The 16246-nt window shown below is 64.8% G+C and carries 12 protein-coding genes; 5 read left to right on the top strand and 7 right to left on the bottom strand.

Going from position 1 to position 16246, the window contains the following annotated elements; all coding sequences use genetic code 11:
• The first annotated feature begins 32 nt into the window (after positions 1-32).
• A complete protein-coding gene (locus IVA81_RS27995) occupies positions 33-893 on the top strand; it encodes a prephenate dehydratase (protein ID WP_247323991.1) in 861 nt (286 codons plus the stop codon).
• A gap of 128 nt (positions 894-1021) precedes the next feature.
• Here the strand turns inward: IVA81_RS27995 and IVA81_RS27990 are convergent, their stop codons facing one another.
• Positions 1022-2041, bottom strand: coding sequence for an LLM class flavin-dependent oxidoreductase (locus tag IVA81_RS27990; RefSeq protein ID WP_247323990.1), 1020 nt, complete (start codon positions 2039-2041; stop codon positions 1022-1024).
• Between the two features lie 390 nt (positions 2042-2431).
• Here IVA81_RS27990 and metF point away from each other — a divergent pair, with 390 nt between their 5' ends.
• The 3 genes from metF (at position 2432) to IVA81_RS27975 (ending at position 8496) form a co-directional block, all read left to right on the top strand.
• Positions 2432-3352: a methylenetetrahydrofolate reductase [NAD(P)H] gene (metF, locus tag IVA81_RS27985; protein ID WP_247323988.1), complete on the top strand. Its 921-nt coding sequence runs from the start codon at positions 2432-2434 to the stop codon at positions 3350-3352.
• 6 nt (positions 3353-3358) lie between these two features.
• Positions 3359-7216: a methionine synthase gene (gene metH / locus IVA81_RS27980; RefSeq protein WP_247323987.1), complete on the top strand. Its 3858-nt coding sequence runs from the start codon at positions 3359-3361 to the stop codon at positions 7214-7216.
• Positions 7217-7638: 422 nt separating this feature from the next.
• Entirely contained in the window at positions 7639-8496 is an 858-nt protein-coding gene (locus tag IVA81_RS27975; RefSeq protein ID WP_247323985.1) for a tetratricopeptide repeat protein, read from the top strand.
• 241 nt (positions 8497-8737) lie between these two features.
• Here IVA81_RS27975 and IVA81_RS27970 read toward each other — a convergent pair whose 3' ends face one another.
• Positions 8738-9367 (bottom strand): glutathione S-transferase family protein, encoded by a 630-nt coding sequence (locus IVA81_RS27970; RefSeq protein WP_247324327.1) that lies wholly within the window; start codon positions 9365-9367, stop codon positions 8738-8740.
• Between the two features lie 126 nt (positions 9368-9493).
• Between IVA81_RS27970 and IVA81_RS27965 the strand changes: the two genes are divergently transcribed.
• Complete coding sequence (locus IVA81_RS27965) at positions 9494-9916, top strand: DUF6636 domain-containing protein (protein ID WP_247323983.1); 423 nt, start codon at positions 9494-9496, stop codon at positions 9914-9916.
• A 297-nt stretch (positions 9917-10213) separates the two neighbouring features.
• Here IVA81_RS27965 and IVA81_RS27960 read toward each other — a convergent pair whose 3' ends face one another.
• The 5 genes from IVA81_RS27960 to pimC all read right to left on the bottom strand — a co-directional run bounded on the left by IVA81_RS27960 (position 10214) and on the right by pimC (position 16222).
• Positions 10214-10807, bottom strand: a complete 594-nt coding sequence (locus IVA81_RS27960) for a GNAT family N-acetyltransferase (RefSeq protein ID WP_247323981.1) — start codon at positions 10805-10807, stop codon at positions 10214-10216.
• A gap of 284 nt (positions 10808-11091) precedes the next feature.
• Positions 11092-12597 carry a glycerol kinase GlpK gene (gene glpK, locus IVA81_RS27955; protein ID WP_247323979.1) on the bottom strand — a complete coding sequence of 502 codons (1506 nt, stop codon included), beginning with the start codon at positions 12595-12597 and terminating at the stop codon, positions 11092-11094.
• Between the two features lie 229 nt (positions 12598-12826).
• Positions 12827-13600 (bottom strand): glucose 1-dehydrogenase, encoded by a 774-nt coding sequence (locus IVA81_RS27950; protein ID WP_247323977.1) that lies wholly within the window; start codon positions 13598-13600, stop codon positions 12827-12829.
• A gap of 155 nt (positions 13601-13755) precedes the next feature.
• On the bottom strand, positions 13756-14898 hold the full coding sequence (pimD, locus tag IVA81_RS27945) for a pimeloyl-CoA dehydrogenase small subunit (RefSeq protein ID WP_247323975.1): 1143 nt from the start codon (positions 14896-14898) through the stop codon (positions 13756-13758).
• A gap of 133 nt (positions 14899-15031) precedes the next feature.
• The gene (gene pimC, locus IVA81_RS27940; RefSeq protein ID WP_247323974.1) at positions 15032-16222 is read right to left on the bottom strand and encodes a pimeloyl-CoA dehydrogenase large subunit; all 1191 of its coding nucleotides are present in this window, start codon (positions 16220-16222) and stop codon (positions 15032-15034) included.
• Positions 16223-16246 lie beyond the last annotated feature (24 nt).

Raw genomic sequence — 16246 nt, 5'->3', positions numbered from 1 at the left:
TGTTACAAGGCGCCGCAGGAGCACTTCGAGATATGAGCAAGCTGAAAATCGCATTCCAGGGCGAGCCCGGAGCCAATTCGCACATCGCCATCGTCGAGGCTTATCCCGACGCCGAGCCGATGCCCTGTGCCACCTTCGAGGACGCGCTGTCTGCGATCTCGTCGGGCGAGGCCGATCTCGGCATGATCCCGATCGAGAACTCGGTCGCCGGCCGCGTCGCCGACATCCATCATCTCTTGCCGGCCTCCGGTCTCTTCATCATCGGTGAGTGGTTTCTCCCCGTTCGGCATCAGTTGATGGCGGTGAAGGGCACCAAGCTCGACGACATCAGGAGCGTCGAGAGCCATGTGCATGCGCTCGGCCAGTGCCGGCGCATCATCCGCAAGCTCGGCATCAAGCCGATCGTGCACGCCGATACCGCCGGCAGCGCCCGCGACATCTCAGAACGCAAGGACAAGACTGTCGCCGCGATCGCCTCGCGCCTCGCCGCCAAGATCTACGGCCTCGACATCCTCGCCGAGGACATCGAGGATGAAGCCCACAACACCACGCGCTTCGTGGTGCTGGCGCGGGAGCCGAAATGGGCCGCGCAGGGCTCCGGCCCGCTGGTCACCACTTTTGTATTCCGGGTGCGCAACCTGCCGGCCGCGCTCTACAAGGCGCTCGGCGGCTTTGCCACCAACGGCGTCAACATGACCAAGCTCGAGAGCTACATGGTCGACGGCAATTTCTTCGCCACGCAGTTCTATGCCGACGTCGACGGCCACCCCGAGGACAAGGGCCTCGCTTTCGCGATCGAGGAGCTGAAATTCTTCTCGCGCGAATTCCGCATCGTCGGCGTCTATCCGGGCCATCCGTTCCGCGCGACGTTCAGCGAAGCGCAGCAGGATTAAACTCGTGTCCCGGCCGCGCGAAGCGCGAGCCGGGACCCAGAGGCGGCAAAACCCGCTGCTGCGCTAGGCCCCGGCTCTGCAGCGCACCACTAAAGAAGTGCTGCGCTGCGTCCGGGGCACAGGACTGGCTACGCGGCTGCAACTTTCGCCAGCCCAAACGCCTCCGCCAGCAGCGAATACGACTTCTTCCGCGCCTCGTGGTCATACACGGCGGTGATCACCATCAGCTCGTCCGGCTTGCTCGCGTCGATCAGCGGCTGCAGCTTCTTCCGCACCGTCGCGGGGCTTCCGACGAACAGGCGAGAGCGGTTGCGGAGGATCGAGGTGCGCTCGGAATCGGAGTAAGGATAGGCCAGCGCCTCCTCGACGCTCGGCAGCGGCAGATATTGGCCGCGGTCGCGGCGCAGCTGGTTGAGGTCGAACGAGCTGGCGAGCCGTTCGGCCTCCTCATCGGTATCGGCCGCGATTGCCGCGACCGCGAGGATCGCTTGCGGATTCGCACGCCAGGACGAGGGCTGGAAGCGGTTACGGTAATGCACCATCGCATCGACCGCATCGTGGGACGCGAAATGATGGGCGAAGGCGAAGCCCATGCCGACTTGGGCGGCGAGCTCCGAAGAATAATCGCTGGAGCCGAGCAGCCAGATCGGCGGCAGGGCGGTGTCGTCGGGCATGGCGACGACGTTGTTGTAGGGGTGCCCTGCGGGGAATTCGCGCGTCTGCCACAGAATCAGTTCGTGCAGCCGCTCCAGAAAATCGTCGCCCTCGCGGCGGTCGAGCCGGCTACGCAGCGCGTAAGCCGTCGCGCCGTCGGTGCCGGGCGCACGGCCGAGGCCAAGGTCGATGCGCCCGGGAAACAGCGCCTCCAGCATCTTGAAGCGCTCGGCCACCACCAGCGGCGCGTGATTGGGCAGCATCACCCCGCCGGAGCCGACGCGGATATGCGTCGTCACTGCCGCGATCTGCCCGATCATGACGTCGGGCGCGGGGCTCGCGACCGAGGCGAGGTTGTGGTGTTCAGCGAGCCAGTAGCGGACATAGCCGAGGCCATCGACATGGCGCGCCAGATCGATGCTGTTGCGCAACGCCGCGGCGGGCTTGGTGCCTGATGTAACGACGGAGAGGTCGAGGACTGAGAGCGGGATCATGGCGCGCTAAGTTAGTTGCGGGCGACGCCGCGGCAATGGGCTGACGGCGCGGGTCTGGCGTGTGCGGGCTGCGAACCGGCCGTCCAGTAGACGTTGGGACAATTGGCGACCACATCATCGTCAATTCACACTGCCCACCGCCTTACCTTGCCCGTTAGCTCCAGCTCTTCGGCCATATAATATTGATTTTACGTACAATTTTCGATAGAATCCGTATCCCACAATTTTGCCTTAAGGCATACGAATTCAATATATTTAGCACGAAGTGGGCCATTTCCCATCCGCGATGGGCTGTAGATCAATTCGCCTTTGCCCTATCTTAGGCCGTTCAAGCGAGAACCTGACCGGCGGCCGCCAAATCTGGCGACGCAATCTGGAGCAAGTGGTGCCATGACCGACCTGACGATTCCTGCCCGAGCCGACGGGCAAGACGGGCACCTGAAGCGGCCTGCGATCTCGTTCGAGTTCTTCCCGCCCAAGACGGAAGAGATGGAGCGCAATCTCTGGGAGACCATCAACCGGCTCGCTCCGCTCGACCCGAAATTCGTCTCGGTGACCTACGGCGCCGGCGGCTCGACCCGCGAACGTACCCACTCCACCATCTCGCGCATCCTGAAAGAGACCGCGCTGCTGCCGGCGGCGCATCTGACCTGCGTCGGCGCCTCGCGCGGCGAGATCGACGAGATCGTCGATCGCTATCACGAGGTCGGCGTTCGCCACATCGTGGGCCTGCGCGGCGATCCGGCCGGCGGCATCGGCACGCCCTATGCCAGCCATCCCGACGGCTATCAGAGTTCGGCCGACCTCGTCGCGGGGATCAAGAAGCGGCACGCCGATATCGAGGTGTCGGTCTCGGCCTATCCCGAGAAGCACCCCGAGGCCCGCGACTTCGATGCCGACATCGACACGTTGAAGGCCAAGGTCGATGCTGGCGCGAGCCGCGCGATCACCCAGGTGTTCTTCGATAACGATCTCTATTTCCGCTATCTCGACCGCGTCCGCGCCCGCGGCATCGACATTCCGATCGTGCCGGGCATCATGCCCATGCACAATTTCAAGCAGGCTCGCAATTTCGTCACCCGCGCCGGCACCTCGGTGCCGGACTGGTTCGCCGCGAAATTCGAAGGCCTCGATGACGATGCCGAGACCCGCAAGCTGGTGGCCGCGACCGTTGCCGCCGGCCAGGTGCAGAAGCTTGCCAAGCACGGCGTCGACACCTTCCACTTCTACACCATGAACCGCGCCGATCTCGTGTTCGCGATCAGCCATTTGCTCGGCATCCGCGCCAAGAGCGCGCAGAAGGCGGCTTAAGACAACATGACCGTATCCACCTCTCCGAAGCGAACTGCCCTGCTCAATGCCGCGCGCGCGCGCATCCTCGTGCTCGACGGCGCGATGGGCACGATGATCCAGAACCTCCAGTTCGACGAGGCAGCCTTCCGAGGCGAGCGCTTCAAGAACTTCCATCGCGACCTGCGCGGCAACAACGATCTGTTGATCCTGACCCAGCCGCAGGCGATCGAGGACATCCACGCCGCCTATTTGCGCGCCGGCGCCGACATCGTCGCGACCAACACCTTCTCGACGACCTCGATCGCGCAGGCCGATTACGACCTCACCGACATCGTCTACGAGATGGCGCGCGAAGGCGCCCGCCTCGCCGGCAACGCCGCGCGGCGCGTCGAGGCCGAGGACGGCAGGCCGCGCTTCGTCGCCGGTGCCATCGGCCCGACCAACCGCACCGCCTCGATCTCGCCCGACGTTTCCAATCCCGGCTACCGCGCCGTCACCTTTGACGATTTGCGAAAGTCCTATGGCGAGCAGATCAACGGCATGCTCGACGGCGGCGTCGATCTGCTGCTGGTCGAAACCATCTTCGATACGCTGAACGCCAAGGCGGCGCTCTATGCGATCGCCGAGATCACCGAAGCGCGCGGCATCGACATGCCGGTGATGGTGTCAGGCACCATCACCGACAAATCCGGCCGCCTGCTCTCGGGCCAGATGCCGGAAGCGTTCTGGCATTCGGTGCGGCACGCGAAGCCTGTTACCATCGGCTTCAACTGCGCGCTCGGCGCCGAAGATTTGCGCGCGCACATCGCCGACATCGGCCGCGTCGCCGACACGCTTGTTTGCGCCTATCCCAACGCCGGCCTGCCCAACGAATTCGGCCAGTATGACGAGACGCCCGAATACATGGCGCGCCTGGTCGGCGAGTTCGCGCGCGATGGTTTGGTCAACATCGTCGGCGGCTGCTGCGGCACCACGCCGGACCATATCGCGGCGATCGCCGCCGCCGTCGCCCCGCACAAGCCGCGCATCGTGCCGGAGATTGCACCGCGCCTGCGGCTCTCCGGCCTCGAGCCGTTCGTGCTGACGGACGCGATTCCCTTCGTGAACGTCGGCGAGCGCACCAACGTCACCGGCTCGGCCCGCTTCCGCAAGCTGATCACCGCCGGCGACTACACAGCCGCGCTGCAAGTCGCACGCGACCAGGTCGAGAACGGCGCGCAGATCATCGACGTCAATATGGACGAAGGCCTGCTCGATTCCGAAGCCGCGATGGTGACCTTCCTCAACCTCGTCGCCGCCGAGCCCGACATCGCCCGCGTCCCCGTCATGGTCGATTCCTCGAAATTCTCGGTGATCGAAGCCGGCCTGAAATGCGTGCAGGGCAAGCCGGTCGTCAACTCGATCTCGATGAAGGAAGGCGAGGAGAAGTTCATCTTCGAGGCCAGGATCGCCCGCCGCCATGGCGCGGCCGTCGTTGTCATGGCGTTCGACGAGGTCGGCCAGGCCGACACGTTCGCGCGCAAGACCGAGATCTGCAGACGCGCCTACGACATCCTGGTGAACAAGGTCGGCTTCCCGCCCGAGGACATCATCTTCGATCCCAATGTCTTCGCGATCGCGACCGGCATCGAGGAGCACAACAATTACGGCGTCGACTTCATCGAGGCGACGCGGTGGATCCGGCAGAACCTGCCGGGCGCGCACATCTCGGGCGGCGTCTCCAATCTCTCGTTCTCGTTCCGTGGCAACGAGCCGGTGCGCGAAGCCATGCACTCGGTGTTCCTGTATCACGCCATCAAGGCGGGCATGGACATGGGCATCGTCAACGCCGGGCAGATGATCGTCTATGACGACATCGACCCGGAGCTGCGCCAGGTATGCGAGGACGTCGTCCTCAATCGCGATCCGGGCGCATCCGAGCGCCTGCTGGCGCTGGCCGAGAAATTCCGCGGCAACAAGACCCAGACCAAGGAAGCCGATCTCGCCTGGCGCGAATGGCCAGTGGCGAAGCGGCTATCGCATTCGCTGGTGCACGGCATCACCGAATTCATCGAGCAGGACACCGAAGAAGCCCGCAAGGCCTCGTCGCGCCCGCTCGACGTGATCGAGGGACCGCTGATGGCCGGCATGAACGTGGTCGGCGATCTCTTCGGCGACGGCAAGATGTTCCTGCCGCAGGTGGTGAAGTCCGCCCGCGTGATGAAGCAGGCCGTGGCCTGGCTGATGCCATTCATGGAGGAAGAAAAGGCGCGCAATCTCGCCAACGGCATCGGCACCGAGAGCTCCTCCTCCGCTGGCAAGATCGTGCTCGCGACCGTCAAGGGCGACGTCCACGACATCGGCAAGAACATCGTCGGCATCGTGCTCCAGTGCAACAATTTCGAGGTGATCGACCTCGGCGTGATGGTGCCGGCCGCCAAGATCGTCGAGACCGTGAAGGCGGAGAAGGCCGACATCGTCGGGCTATCAGGCCTGATCACGCCCTCGCTCGACGAGATGGCGTTCTTCGCCGGCGAATTGCAGCGCGAAGGCCTCAAGCTGCCGTTGCTGATCGGCGGCGCCACCACGAGCCGCGTGCATACCGCGGTGAAGATCGACCCGAGCTACCGCGCCGGTCCCGTCGTGCACGTCAACGATGCCAGCCGCGCGGTCGGCGTCGCCTCCTCGCTGCTCTCGCCCGAGAAGCGCGAGGCCTATGCCGCCGAGGTCCGCGCCGAATACGCCAAGATCTCGGACGCGCATCTGCGCGCGCAGGCCGACAAGAAGCGCCTGAAGCTCGCGGCCGCGCGTGCCAATCGCGTGCCGGTCGATTTCGCCAAGAGCAAGCCGGTGAAGCCGACCTTCCTCGGCATCCGCAGCTTTGACGACTACGACCTCGCCGAGCTGGTCGACTGCATCGACTGGACGCCGTTCTTCCAGACCTGGGAGCTCGCGGGACGTTTCCCCGCCATCCTCGACGATGCCAAGGTCGGCGAGGTCGCGCGCTCGCTCTATGACGACGCGCGCAAGATGCTCGACACCATCGTCAAGGAGAAATGGTTCCGGGCGCGCGCGGCGATCGGCTTCTGGCCGGCGAACGCTGAAGGTGACGACATCGTGCTCTATGCCGACGAGAGCCGCACGAAGAGCATCGCGACGCTGCACACGCTGCGCCAGCAGCTCGAGAAGCGCGAGGGCCGCTTCAACGCGGCGCTGGCCGACTTCGTCGCGCCCGCCGGCACCGGCGTGCCCGACTATGTCGGCGGCTTCGTCGTCACCGCCGGGATCGGCGAGGACGCGGTCGCCGACCGCTTCAAGATGGCCAACGACGATTACTCCTCGATCCTGTGCAAGGCGCTGGCCGATCGGCTCGCCGAAGCCTTCGCCGAACGCATGCATGCCCGCGTGCGCCGCGAGTTCTGGGCCTATGCACCGGACGAGGCGCTCTCCAACGACGAAATGATCCTGGAGAAATACCAGGGCATCCGTCCCGCCCCCGGCTATCCCGCACAGCCCGATCACACCGAGAAGGCGACGCTGTTCGAGCTGCTCGATGCGGAAGCCAGCTGTGGCGTGAAGCTCACCGAGAGCTTTGCGATGTGGCCGGGCTCCTCCGTATCCGGGCTCTATTTCGCCAGCCCCGACAGCTATTATTTCGGCGTCGGCAAGATCGAACGCGACCAGGTCGAGGACTATGCCGCGCGCAAGGGCATGACGGTGGCGGAGACCGAGCGTTGGCTCGCGCCGGTGCTGAATTACATTCCGACGCGTGAGGGGACCGACAAGGCGTTTGCGGCAACACCCGCGAACGACGAGACGTCCAAGGACCTCGCCTCGCATCCGCCCGGCTGCACCTGCGCTGTGCACCTCGTCTGGCAGAAGAAGCGCGCGGGAGCAGGGTAGGCCTCGGAAAGCCAAAAGCGAAAAACAACCCCATGCACAGTAGCGATGGGGTTGAAAACCCTAAGTAATTTCGGCGTTACCGAAACGACTTGATCCGTCGGGCAAAACACAGGTAGTATTCTATCATCGCCTGCCGCGTGAGTTCCGCACTCCGTCGGATGCCGCGTGCTTCGATCTGTGTCCCGGACGCGATATGGAACGAGGTGCCGCTCCGCAAAACCGGGACCCGGAAGGCAGCACGTCGTGCCGACGAACATCCGCTCGGCGCGCGGGAGGGAAGCATTCGTAATCGTCTGGAAATCCTGGTCATCTGCCTCATGATGATTGGCGGGATCTTTGTCTCGCATCGTGCTGCCCCGCTCGAAGCGGCGGCGGCGGAGGTTGCACAGCAGCCGTCCAAATCAAATGATGCCAGCGGAATCATGCAAAACGTCACAAAGCTCCTCGCCGCCCCGCGCTCGCCGTCGCGCGATGACCAGCTCTATGCCGCCGCGGTGGCCCTGTTCAAAGCGATCGAAACAAGCGAGGCGCCGGTCGAGAGTCGCGACACGCTGGCACGGGCGCTGCATGAGGTCGCGCTCGGCGGGCACGCCAAAGCTTGGGTCGACTATGGCCGCTGCCTCTGGAACGGCTGGGGCGTGCCGCGCGATCGCGACGCGGCGATCGCCGCCTACAAACGCGCGGCCGAACTCGGCTCGGATTATGGCGCCTATCTCACCGCCTATAATCTCTATTGGACGTTCAGGAAATATGATGACGCCTATGCTTACGCCCAGAATGCGCTTGCAGGCGACGACCCCGATGGCGCCGTGCGCTATCTCCTGGGACTGATGGCCTACAACGGTCGCGGGCAAACGAAGGACGTGGCCAAAAGCCTTGCTTTGCATCTAGAAGCGGCGAAGCGCGGCAACGCCGATGCCTATTTCGAGCTGTTCGTCTATGCGATGCAAGGCATCGGTGACCGCAACAAGGCAGTGTTCTACCTGAAGCAGGCCGGACAACGCGACCAGCCGCGCGCCTGCGCCAATCTCGGCGCGTTCTATGCCACCGGGCAATTGCCTGGCATCGAGAAGGATCTCAGCGAGTCCATCCACTGGTACAAGCGCGCCGCCGATCTCGGCATCGGCCGCGCCGCCGCAGCGCTCGGCGTGATGGCCGCGCGCGGCGAAGGGATGGCGAAGGACCCGGATGCCGCGGAGGCGTATTTCGATCGCGCCGAGGATCTGGGGTTCGAACTGGACGAGTATCTGCGGACGAACGGCGTGACGCGGAGGAAATAGCGGCAGCCCGCATGAGCAAAGCGACATGCGGGACCTGACTTCCCGGATATCGCTACGCTCATCCGGGCTACGGCACCGCCTTGGGAGCGAACAAGCATCTCGGTCTCGTGCCCCGGACGCTGCGCAGCACGAAGTGATGCGCTGCAGAGCCGGGGCCTACATTCGCCGCGTGTTCAGCTATCTGGGTCCCGGCTCTGCGGCGCAGCGTTGCACGCCGTACCGCGTCCGGGACACGTGTGCCTCATCCCTTCGGCGGGGCCAGCGGCTGCACGATCTCCTTGAACGGCGCCAGCGCCTCGCAGCGCTCGGCGTGTGCCGACAATGCCGGATAGCGCGACGCGTCGAACAGCTGCGGGTGCGCCTCGCGGGTGAAGCGGACGACGCAGGCCACCGCGACGTCGGCGTGACCGATCCGATCGCCCAGCCAGTACGGCGTCGGCACCTTCGTGCGCTCGGCCTCGAGCACCTTCAGGACGTCGCCGATCTGCGCTTGGCAACGCTCGACCCATAGCGTCAGCTGCTCCTTCCGCAGCACGCGCTCGTAGAGCAGGCTGACCGCCTTGTCGCCGAGCCCGGACGCGAGCGCGCAGATGCGCAAATGCTTGCGCCGCTCGGCGCCGCTGCGCGGCAGCATCGCTTTCGCCTCGCCGACGTGCTCGTCGAGATAATCCAGGATGATCGTGCTCTCGATCAGCGCCTCGCCGTCGTCGAGCACCAGCGTGGGCACGCGCCGCAGCGGATTATACGGCGCGATCTTGTCGGCGTCGCCGAAGGTCGACCACGGTCTGTGCTCGAAGGTAAGGCCGTAAAGCTTCAGCGCAATCGCGACGCGGCGAACGAAGGGGGAATCATATTGGCCGATCAGAAACATGGTTCGCGCCCGCGTGTCCTGGCCGGGCTCGACCCGGCCACCCATCTTTTTCACGAGCCCATTATAGAATAGGGATGGATGCCCGGATCAAGTCCGGGCATGACAGAGCCGGACGCAGGAGCATGCATGATGCGGCGATTTGCAATGATGGGACTTGGCGTCGCCGTGCTCGCCGCGGCGAGCCCTGCCCACGCGCAGGCCCCCCCGATCGGCTTCTTGACACCGTCGAAAAACATCGTCTGCCAGTTTTTCACCGACAACGGCCAGGGCGTGCTCCGTTGCGACATCATGAACATGGAGACCCGCCCGCGCCGCCCCGCCGATTGCGAGCTGGATTATGGCCACGCCTTCGAGATGAGCGCGAAGGGAGCCCCGGGCCGCATCTGCGCCGGCGACACGGTGATGGACGCCTCGCTGCCGGTGCTGGCCTATGGCGAGGTGTGGCAGCGCGCTGGATTCACCTGCCGATCGGAGCAGACGGGGCTGACGTGCTTCAACGCGATGCAGCGTGGGTTTTCGCTGGCAAGGGGGAAGCAGGAGGTATTTTGACAAGTCGTAGCCCGCATGAGCGCAGCGACATGCGGGGATATTGTCCCGGATATCGCTGCGCTCATCCGGGCTACGGCCTGCTCGCGAGTTGATCTTTTGGAAGAGCGACGGCGGTGCCCATACTCCGTCATTGCGAGCCAACGGGTCCGCTCGTAGCGCGGCCCGATGACAGGCTCCGCGAAGCAATCCAGGATCTTTCCGCCGGGACAGCCTGGATTGCTTCGTCGCATCAGCGCAAAATTGCTTCGCAATTTTGTCGCGAGCTCCTCGCAATGGCGGTGAGGAGGCAGCCGCGCACTATTCGATAATCGGCACGTGCTTCGCCGCATCGCGCGGCGCCGCGCCGTCGAGGCGCGGATCGTCGGCGATTTCGATCTGGCGGCGGAACGGGCGGAAGCCGGAGCGCTGATAGAAGGCAACGGCCGATGGGTGGTCGAGGGTGCAGGTGTGGACCCAGACGCGGCGGAGGTCACGTGACCACGCGAGCTCCAGCGCGCGGTTCATCAGGAAGCGGGCGGCGCCGGTGCCGATCAGGGGTGCGGTGACGCCGAAATAGATCAGCTCGCACTGGCCGGGCTCGCGGAAGTCGAGCTCAAGCAGGCCTTCGTCGCGGCCATTCATGGAGAGTGCGTAGACTTCGATGCCCGGCGCATGAATGATTGCGGCGAGCTCCGTATCGGTCATGCGTGCGCGCGAGAACCACAGCCAATCCTCGCCGACGCGGCGGAAGAGATCGCGGTACCAAGGAAGCGCGGGGGCTTCGACCTTGCGCAGGGTCCAGGCGCCCGGCGGATCGTCGCGGCGCGCGGGAGGTGCGGTCATCTCGAGATGGGTGACGACGGCCGCGATCTTGCCGGCGGGGACGTCGGAGTAGCCGTCGGGGAGGATCATTGTTGTTTCCTGTAGAGCCGGGCGTGAGTTGCATACTCCATTGTCGTCCCGGCCAAGCGCGCCTTAAGCACGCGCAGATCCGCATGACAATCGCATATGGAGGCGATCTCGCCTGCGGCCATCCTTCGAGACGCCCGCCGCTGGCGGGCCCTCAGGATGAGGATTGAGTGCGCGGCCACAGTTTCAACGAGCACCAATGCTTCTTAGCCTCATCCTGAGGAGACCGCGAAGCGGTCGTCTCGAAGGACGAGGCGCGCGCTCCAGGTCGTCGCGCAAATGCCGTATTACCCCTCCCCCTCATCGCTCGCCAGCACGCCCTTCACCGCCCTTGCCCAGCCCGCGAGCTTTCGCTCCCTTGTCGCCTGGCTCATGTTCGGCTTGAAGCGGTGTTCGAGGCGCCAGTTGTCGGCGAACTTCGTCGGCTCGGGATAGACGCCGGCGTTGAGGCCGGCGAGATAGGCGGCGCCCAGCGCGGTGGTCTCCTGGATCACGGGACGGTCGACGGGGGCGTCGAGCAAATCGGCGAGGCGCTGCATGGTCCAGTCCGATGCGGTCATGCCACCGTCGACGCGGAGGACGACGCTGGCGGTTTCGGAGCTTGGCCAGTCCGCGCGCATCGCGGCCCAAAGGTCGAACGTCTGGTAGCAGACGCTTTCCAGAGCGGCGTGTGCGAGCTCGGCGGGACCGGTGTTGCGGGTGAGGCCGAACAGCGCGCCGCGCACGCGTGGATTCCAGTAGGGCGCGCCCATGCCGACGAAGGCGGGAACGAGATAGACGCTCTGCATTGAGTCCGACTGATCAGCAAGAGGTCCGGTCTCGGCGGCGTGCTTGATGATGCCGAGGCCGTCGCGCAACCATTGCACCGCGCTGCCGGCGACGAAGATCGAGCCTTCCAGCGCGTAGGTGCGTTTGCCGTCGAGCTGATAGGCGACGGTGGTGAGCAGCTTGTTCTTCGATACCACAGGCGTGGTGCCGGTGTTGAGCAGCGCGAAGCATCCGGTGCCGTAGGTCGACTTCATCATGCCCGGACGGAAGCAGGCCTGGCCGATGGTCGCGGCCTGCTGGTCGCCGGCGATGCCCGAGATGGCAATCGCGCCGCCGAACAGCTCGGGCGTGCTCTCGCCGAAGCGGGCGGAGGAATCCTTCACCTCGGGCAGCATCGAGCGCGGCACGCCGATGATCTCCAGCAGCTCGTCGTCCCATTGGCCGGTGTGAATGTTGAACAGCAGCGTGCGCGAGGCGTTGGTGGCATCGGTGGCGTGCACCTTGCCGCCGGTGAGGCGCCAGAGCAGATAGCAATCGACGGTGCCGAACATCAGCTCGCCGCGCGCGGCGCGGGCCCGGGCACCGGGCACGTGGTCAAGGATCCAGGCGACCTTGGTGCCGGAGAAATAGGGATCGATGATCAGGCCGGTCTTCTGCGAGATCACGGGCTCGCGGCCTGCTGCCTTGAGTTTCGCGCAGATGTCGGCGGTGCGGCGGTCCTGCCAGACGATGGCGCGGTGCACGGCCTGCCCGGTGGCGCGGTCCCACACCACGGTGGTCTCGCGCTGATTGGTGATACCGATCGCGGCGATGTCCTTTGCATTGATGCCGGCCTGCTCGATCGCCTCGCGACACACCATCACGGTCGAGGTCCAGATGTCCTCCGGCTCATGCTCGACCCAGCCCGAGGCGGGAAAATGCTGCGGGAATTCCTGCTGCGCCTTCGCCGCGATGGAAATATCACCGCGAAACACGATCGCGCGCGAGGAGGTGGTGCCCTGGTCGATGGCGAGGACGAAAGACATGGCGGCTTACCCTGGCGTCTAGCTTGGCGTTTCCCTGGAGGGAGTCATTGTGTCGCGCCAAAGGGAGCGGATTGGAGGCGGAAGGTCAAGGTTGGACTCGGTCTCGTGCCCCGGACGCAGCGCAGCGCCTTGGCGGTGCGCTGCTGAGCCGGGGCCCAATGCCAGGGCTGCTGGGTCCCGGCTCAGCATAGCAGCGCTTCGCGCTGCAATGCGTCCGGGACACGATCCGCTACACGGCCGCCGTGGTGACGCCGCCGTCGATGACGATGGTCTGTCCCGTCATGAAGCTCGACGCATCCGAGGCGAGGTAGGCGACGGCACCGGCGATTTCGTCGGGTTCGCCGATGCGGCGCAGCGGCGTGGTGGCGGTACGGCGCTTCAGCATGGCCTCGTCCTCCCAGAGCGCGCGGGCGAAATCGGTCTTGACGAGGCCGGGCGCGATGCAGTTGACGCGGACGCCTTTCGGGCCCCATTCGCCGGCGAGCGAGCGGCACAGGGCGAAGTCGGCCGCCTTCGAGATGCCGTAGGCGCCGATCACGGTGGAGCCGCGCAAGCCGCCGATCGAGGAGATGATGATCACGGAGCCGCCGCCGCGCTCCGCCATTTGCGGGATCGCCAGCGCGGAGAGCCAGATGTTGCTCTTGACGTTCGAGCCCATGATCTTGTCGAAGGCCTCGTCCGTGATGTCGAGCAGTGGGCCGTAATAGGGATTCACCGCGGCGTTGCAGACGAGGATGTCGATCTTGCCGTAATGCCTGGTCGCGCCCGCGATCAGCGCCTCGACCTCGGCCTTGCGCGCGATGTTGCAGGCGATGACGGTGGCATCGCCGCCGGAAGCGATAATGCCGTCGGCGACCTCCTTGCAGGCATCCGCCTTGCGCGAGGACACCACGACCTTGGCCCCGAGCTTGGCCAGCAGTTCGGCGGAGGAGCGGCCGATGCCGCGGCTGGAGCCGGTGACCACGGCGACCTTGCCGGTGAGATCGAACGGGGTGTTTTTCACTACCTGCTTCCTCTTCTACTTCGTGCTTGCTTGCTCCACCGTCATGGCCGGGCTTGTCCCGGCCATCCACGTTCTTCTCGCCGCCAAGACGTGGATGCCCGGGACAAGCCCGGGCATGACGATCTTTGTGCGGCTGCCGCCTCGCGTTACGGCGATTAGTTCAACCCACCCGCATCGGCGACGCGGCGCTGGTGGTAGTCGGTGTCGCCGAAGCTGTTCTCGATCATGGTGAGGCGCTTGAAGTAGTGGCCGATCTTGGCCTCCATGGTCATGCCGATGCCGCCGTGCAGCTGGATCGCCTGCTGTCCCACGAATTTCAGCGACTTGCCGATCTGCACCTTGGCCGCAGCGACGGCGTTGGAGCGCTCTTGCGCGTTCTCGAAATCACCAGCCATGGTCGCGAACATCGACATCGATCGCGCCTGTTCGGCCGCGACGAACATGTCGGAGGCGCGGTGCTGCAGCGACTGGAACGAGCCGATCGCGACGCCGAACTGTTTTCGAGTTTTGATGTACTCGACGGTGGTCTTCAGCGATTCATCCATCAAGCCGACTGCCTCGGCGCAGAGCGCGATGCGGGCCTCATCCACCACGCGCTCGATCAGCGCGAGCGAATCCTCGGGATTGCCGAGCACCGCATCGGGGCCGATTTCGACACCGGTGAAGGTGATGTCGGCGGCATGCAGGCCGTCCTGGGTCGGGTAGGACTTCTTTGCAACGCCCTTGGCATTGGCGGGGACCAGGAACACGCCGATGCCGGTCTTGTCACGGCGGTCGCCCTTGGTGCGGGCAGTGACGACCAGGGTGTCGGCGTTTTCGCCGTTGAGCACGACGAACTTCTCGCCGTCGATGACCCAGCTGTCGCCCTTCTTCTTCGCCGTCGTGGTGACGTCGAACAGATCGTAGCGGGAGTTCTTCTCGAGCTGGGCAAAGGCCAGCGTCTTGCTTCCATCGACGATCCCGGGCACGTGCGCGGCCTTCTGCGCATCGGTGCCGGCATGGCGCAGGAAGCCGCCGCCGATCACGACCGTCGCGAGATAGGGCTCGAGCACCAGCGCCTTGCCGAGCGCTTCCATCACGATCATGGTCTCGACGCCGCCGCCGCCGAAGCCGCCATCGGCTTCCGCGAAGGGCAGGCCGAGCAGGCCCTGCTCGGCCAACTTGAGCCAGACCGTTTTGCTCCAGCCGCCCTTCTCCTTCATATATTTCTTGCGCTGCTCGAAATCGTAGGAATCGGTCAGCAGGCCGTCGATGCTTTCCTTGAGAAGCCGCTGCTCCTCGTTCAGATCAAAATCCATGTTTCTCTACTCTCCCGGTATTGATGTCGTCATGCCCGGCCTTGTGCCGGGCATCCACGTTCTTCGTGCCGTTAGGCGTGGATGGCCGGGTCAAGCCCGGCAATGACGGCAAGTGCGTGGTGACGAGGTGCGATCACAGCCCCAGCACCGCTTTGGCGATGATGTTGCGCTGGATCTCGTTGGAGCCGCCGTAGATCGAGACCTTGCGGTTGTTGAAGTAGCTCGGCGCGATCTGGGCGGTCCAGTCCATGGCTTCGTTCGAACCATCGTCGCCGTGCACATCGTAGGGCGCGGCGAACGGGCCGATCACTTCCATCAGCAGCTCGGTGGTGGTCTGCTGGATCTCGGAGCCCTTGATCTTCAGCACGGAGGACGCCGGATTGGGCTTGCCCTTGCCATGCTTGCCTTCGTCGGCCACGACGCGCAGCTGCGTCAGCTCCAGCGCCTTCAGCTCGATCTCGCAGGCCGCCAGCTTCTCGCGGAACGCGGCGTCCTGGATGATCGGCTTGCCGCCGGACTCGACCTTGGAGGCAAGATCCTTGATGCGGCGGATGCGCTCCTTGGAGACGCCGACGCGGGCGATGCCGGTGCGCTCATTGCCGAGCAGGAATTTCGCGTAGTCCCAACCCTTGTTCTCCTCGCCGATCAGGTTCTCGTAGGGAACCTCGACGTCGTCGAAGAAGACCTCGTTGACCTCGACGCCGCCGTCGATGGTCTGGATCGGGCGCACGGTGACGCCCTTCGACTTCATCGAGAACACGATGAAGGAGATGCCCATCTGCTTCTTGGCGTTGTTGTCGGTGCGGCACAGGCAGAAGATCATGTCGGCGTGCTGGGCGAGCGTCGTCCAGGTCTTCTGGCCGTTGATGATCCACTTGTCGCCCTTGCGCTCGGCCTTGGTCTTGAGCGAGGCGAGGTCGGAGCCGGAGCCGGGCTCGGAGAAGCCCTGGCACCACCAATCGTCGACATTGGCGATGCGCGGCAGATACTGCTTCTTCTGCTCCTCATTGCCGAAGGTGTAGATGACCGGGCCGACCATGCTGACGCCGAAGGCGAGCGGCTGCGGCGCCGGATAGGACTGCAGCTCCTCGTTGAAGATGTAGTGCTGCACGGAGGTCCAGCCCGTGCCGCCATATTGCTTGGGCCAGTGGCTGACGCCCCAGCCCTTCTTGTTGAGGATGCGCCACCACGTCACCATCTCGTCCTTCGAGAGGTGGCGGCCCTCCACCAGCTTGCGCCGCGTATCCGGCGGCACGTTATCGCGGAAGAATGATCGCACTTCCTCGCGAAACGCCTGCTCTTCTTTCGTGAATGCGAGATCCATCGGATCCTCCTGTGAACTTACTTA

The sequence above is a fragment of the Bradyrhizobium sp. 141 genome (assembly GCF_023074055.1).
Taxonomy (GTDB): domain Bacteria; phylum Pseudomonadota; class Alphaproteobacteria; order Rhizobiales; family Xanthobacteraceae; genus Bradyrhizobium.
This window is presented reverse-complemented; position numbering and strand designations above follow the sequence as displayed.

Bases quoted from the DNA above. Each gene is read 5' to 3' on its own strand.
- pimC (WP_247323974.1), bottom strand. From the start codon at position 16,222: ATGGATCTCGCATTCACGAAAGAAGAGCAGGCGTTTCGCGAGGAAGTG.
- glpK (WP_247323979.1), bottom strand. From the start codon at position 12,597: ATGTCTTTCGTCCTCGCCATCGACCAGGGCACCACCTCCTCGCGCGCG.
- IVA81_RS27990 (WP_247323990.1), bottom strand. From the start codon at position 2,041: ATGATCCCGCTCTCAGTCCTCGACCTCTCCGTCGTTACATCAGGCACC.
- metH (WP_247323987.1), top strand. From the start codon at position 3,359: ATGACCGTATCCACCTCTCCGAAGCGAACTGCCCTGCTCAATGCCGCG.
- IVA81_RS27995 (WP_247323991.1), top strand. From the start codon at position 33: ATGAGCAAGCTGAAAATCGCATTCCAGGGCGAGCCCGGAGCCAATTCG.
- metF (WP_247323988.1), top strand. From the start codon at position 2,432: ATGACCGACCTGACGATTCCTGCCCGAGCCGACGGGCAAGACGGGCAC.
- IVA81_RS27960 (WP_247323981.1), bottom strand. From the start codon at position 10,807: ATGATCCTCCCCGACGGCTACTCCGACGTCCCCGCCGGCAAGATCGCG.
- IVA81_RS27970 (WP_247324327.1), bottom strand. From the start codon at position 9,367: ATGTTTCTGATCGGCCAATATGATTCCCCCTTCGTTCGCCGCGTCGCG.
- IVA81_RS27975 (WP_247323985.1), top strand. From the start codon at position 7,639: ATGCAAAACGTCACAAAGCTCCTCGCCGCCCCGCGCTCGCCGTCGCGC.
- pimD (WP_247323975.1), bottom strand. From the start codon at position 14,898: ATGGATTTTGATCTGAACGAGGAGCAGCGGCTTCTCAAGGAAAGCATC.
- IVA81_RS27965 (WP_247323983.1), top strand. From the start codon at position 9,494: ATGATGCGGCGATTTGCAATGATGGGACTTGGCGTCGCCGTGCTCGCC.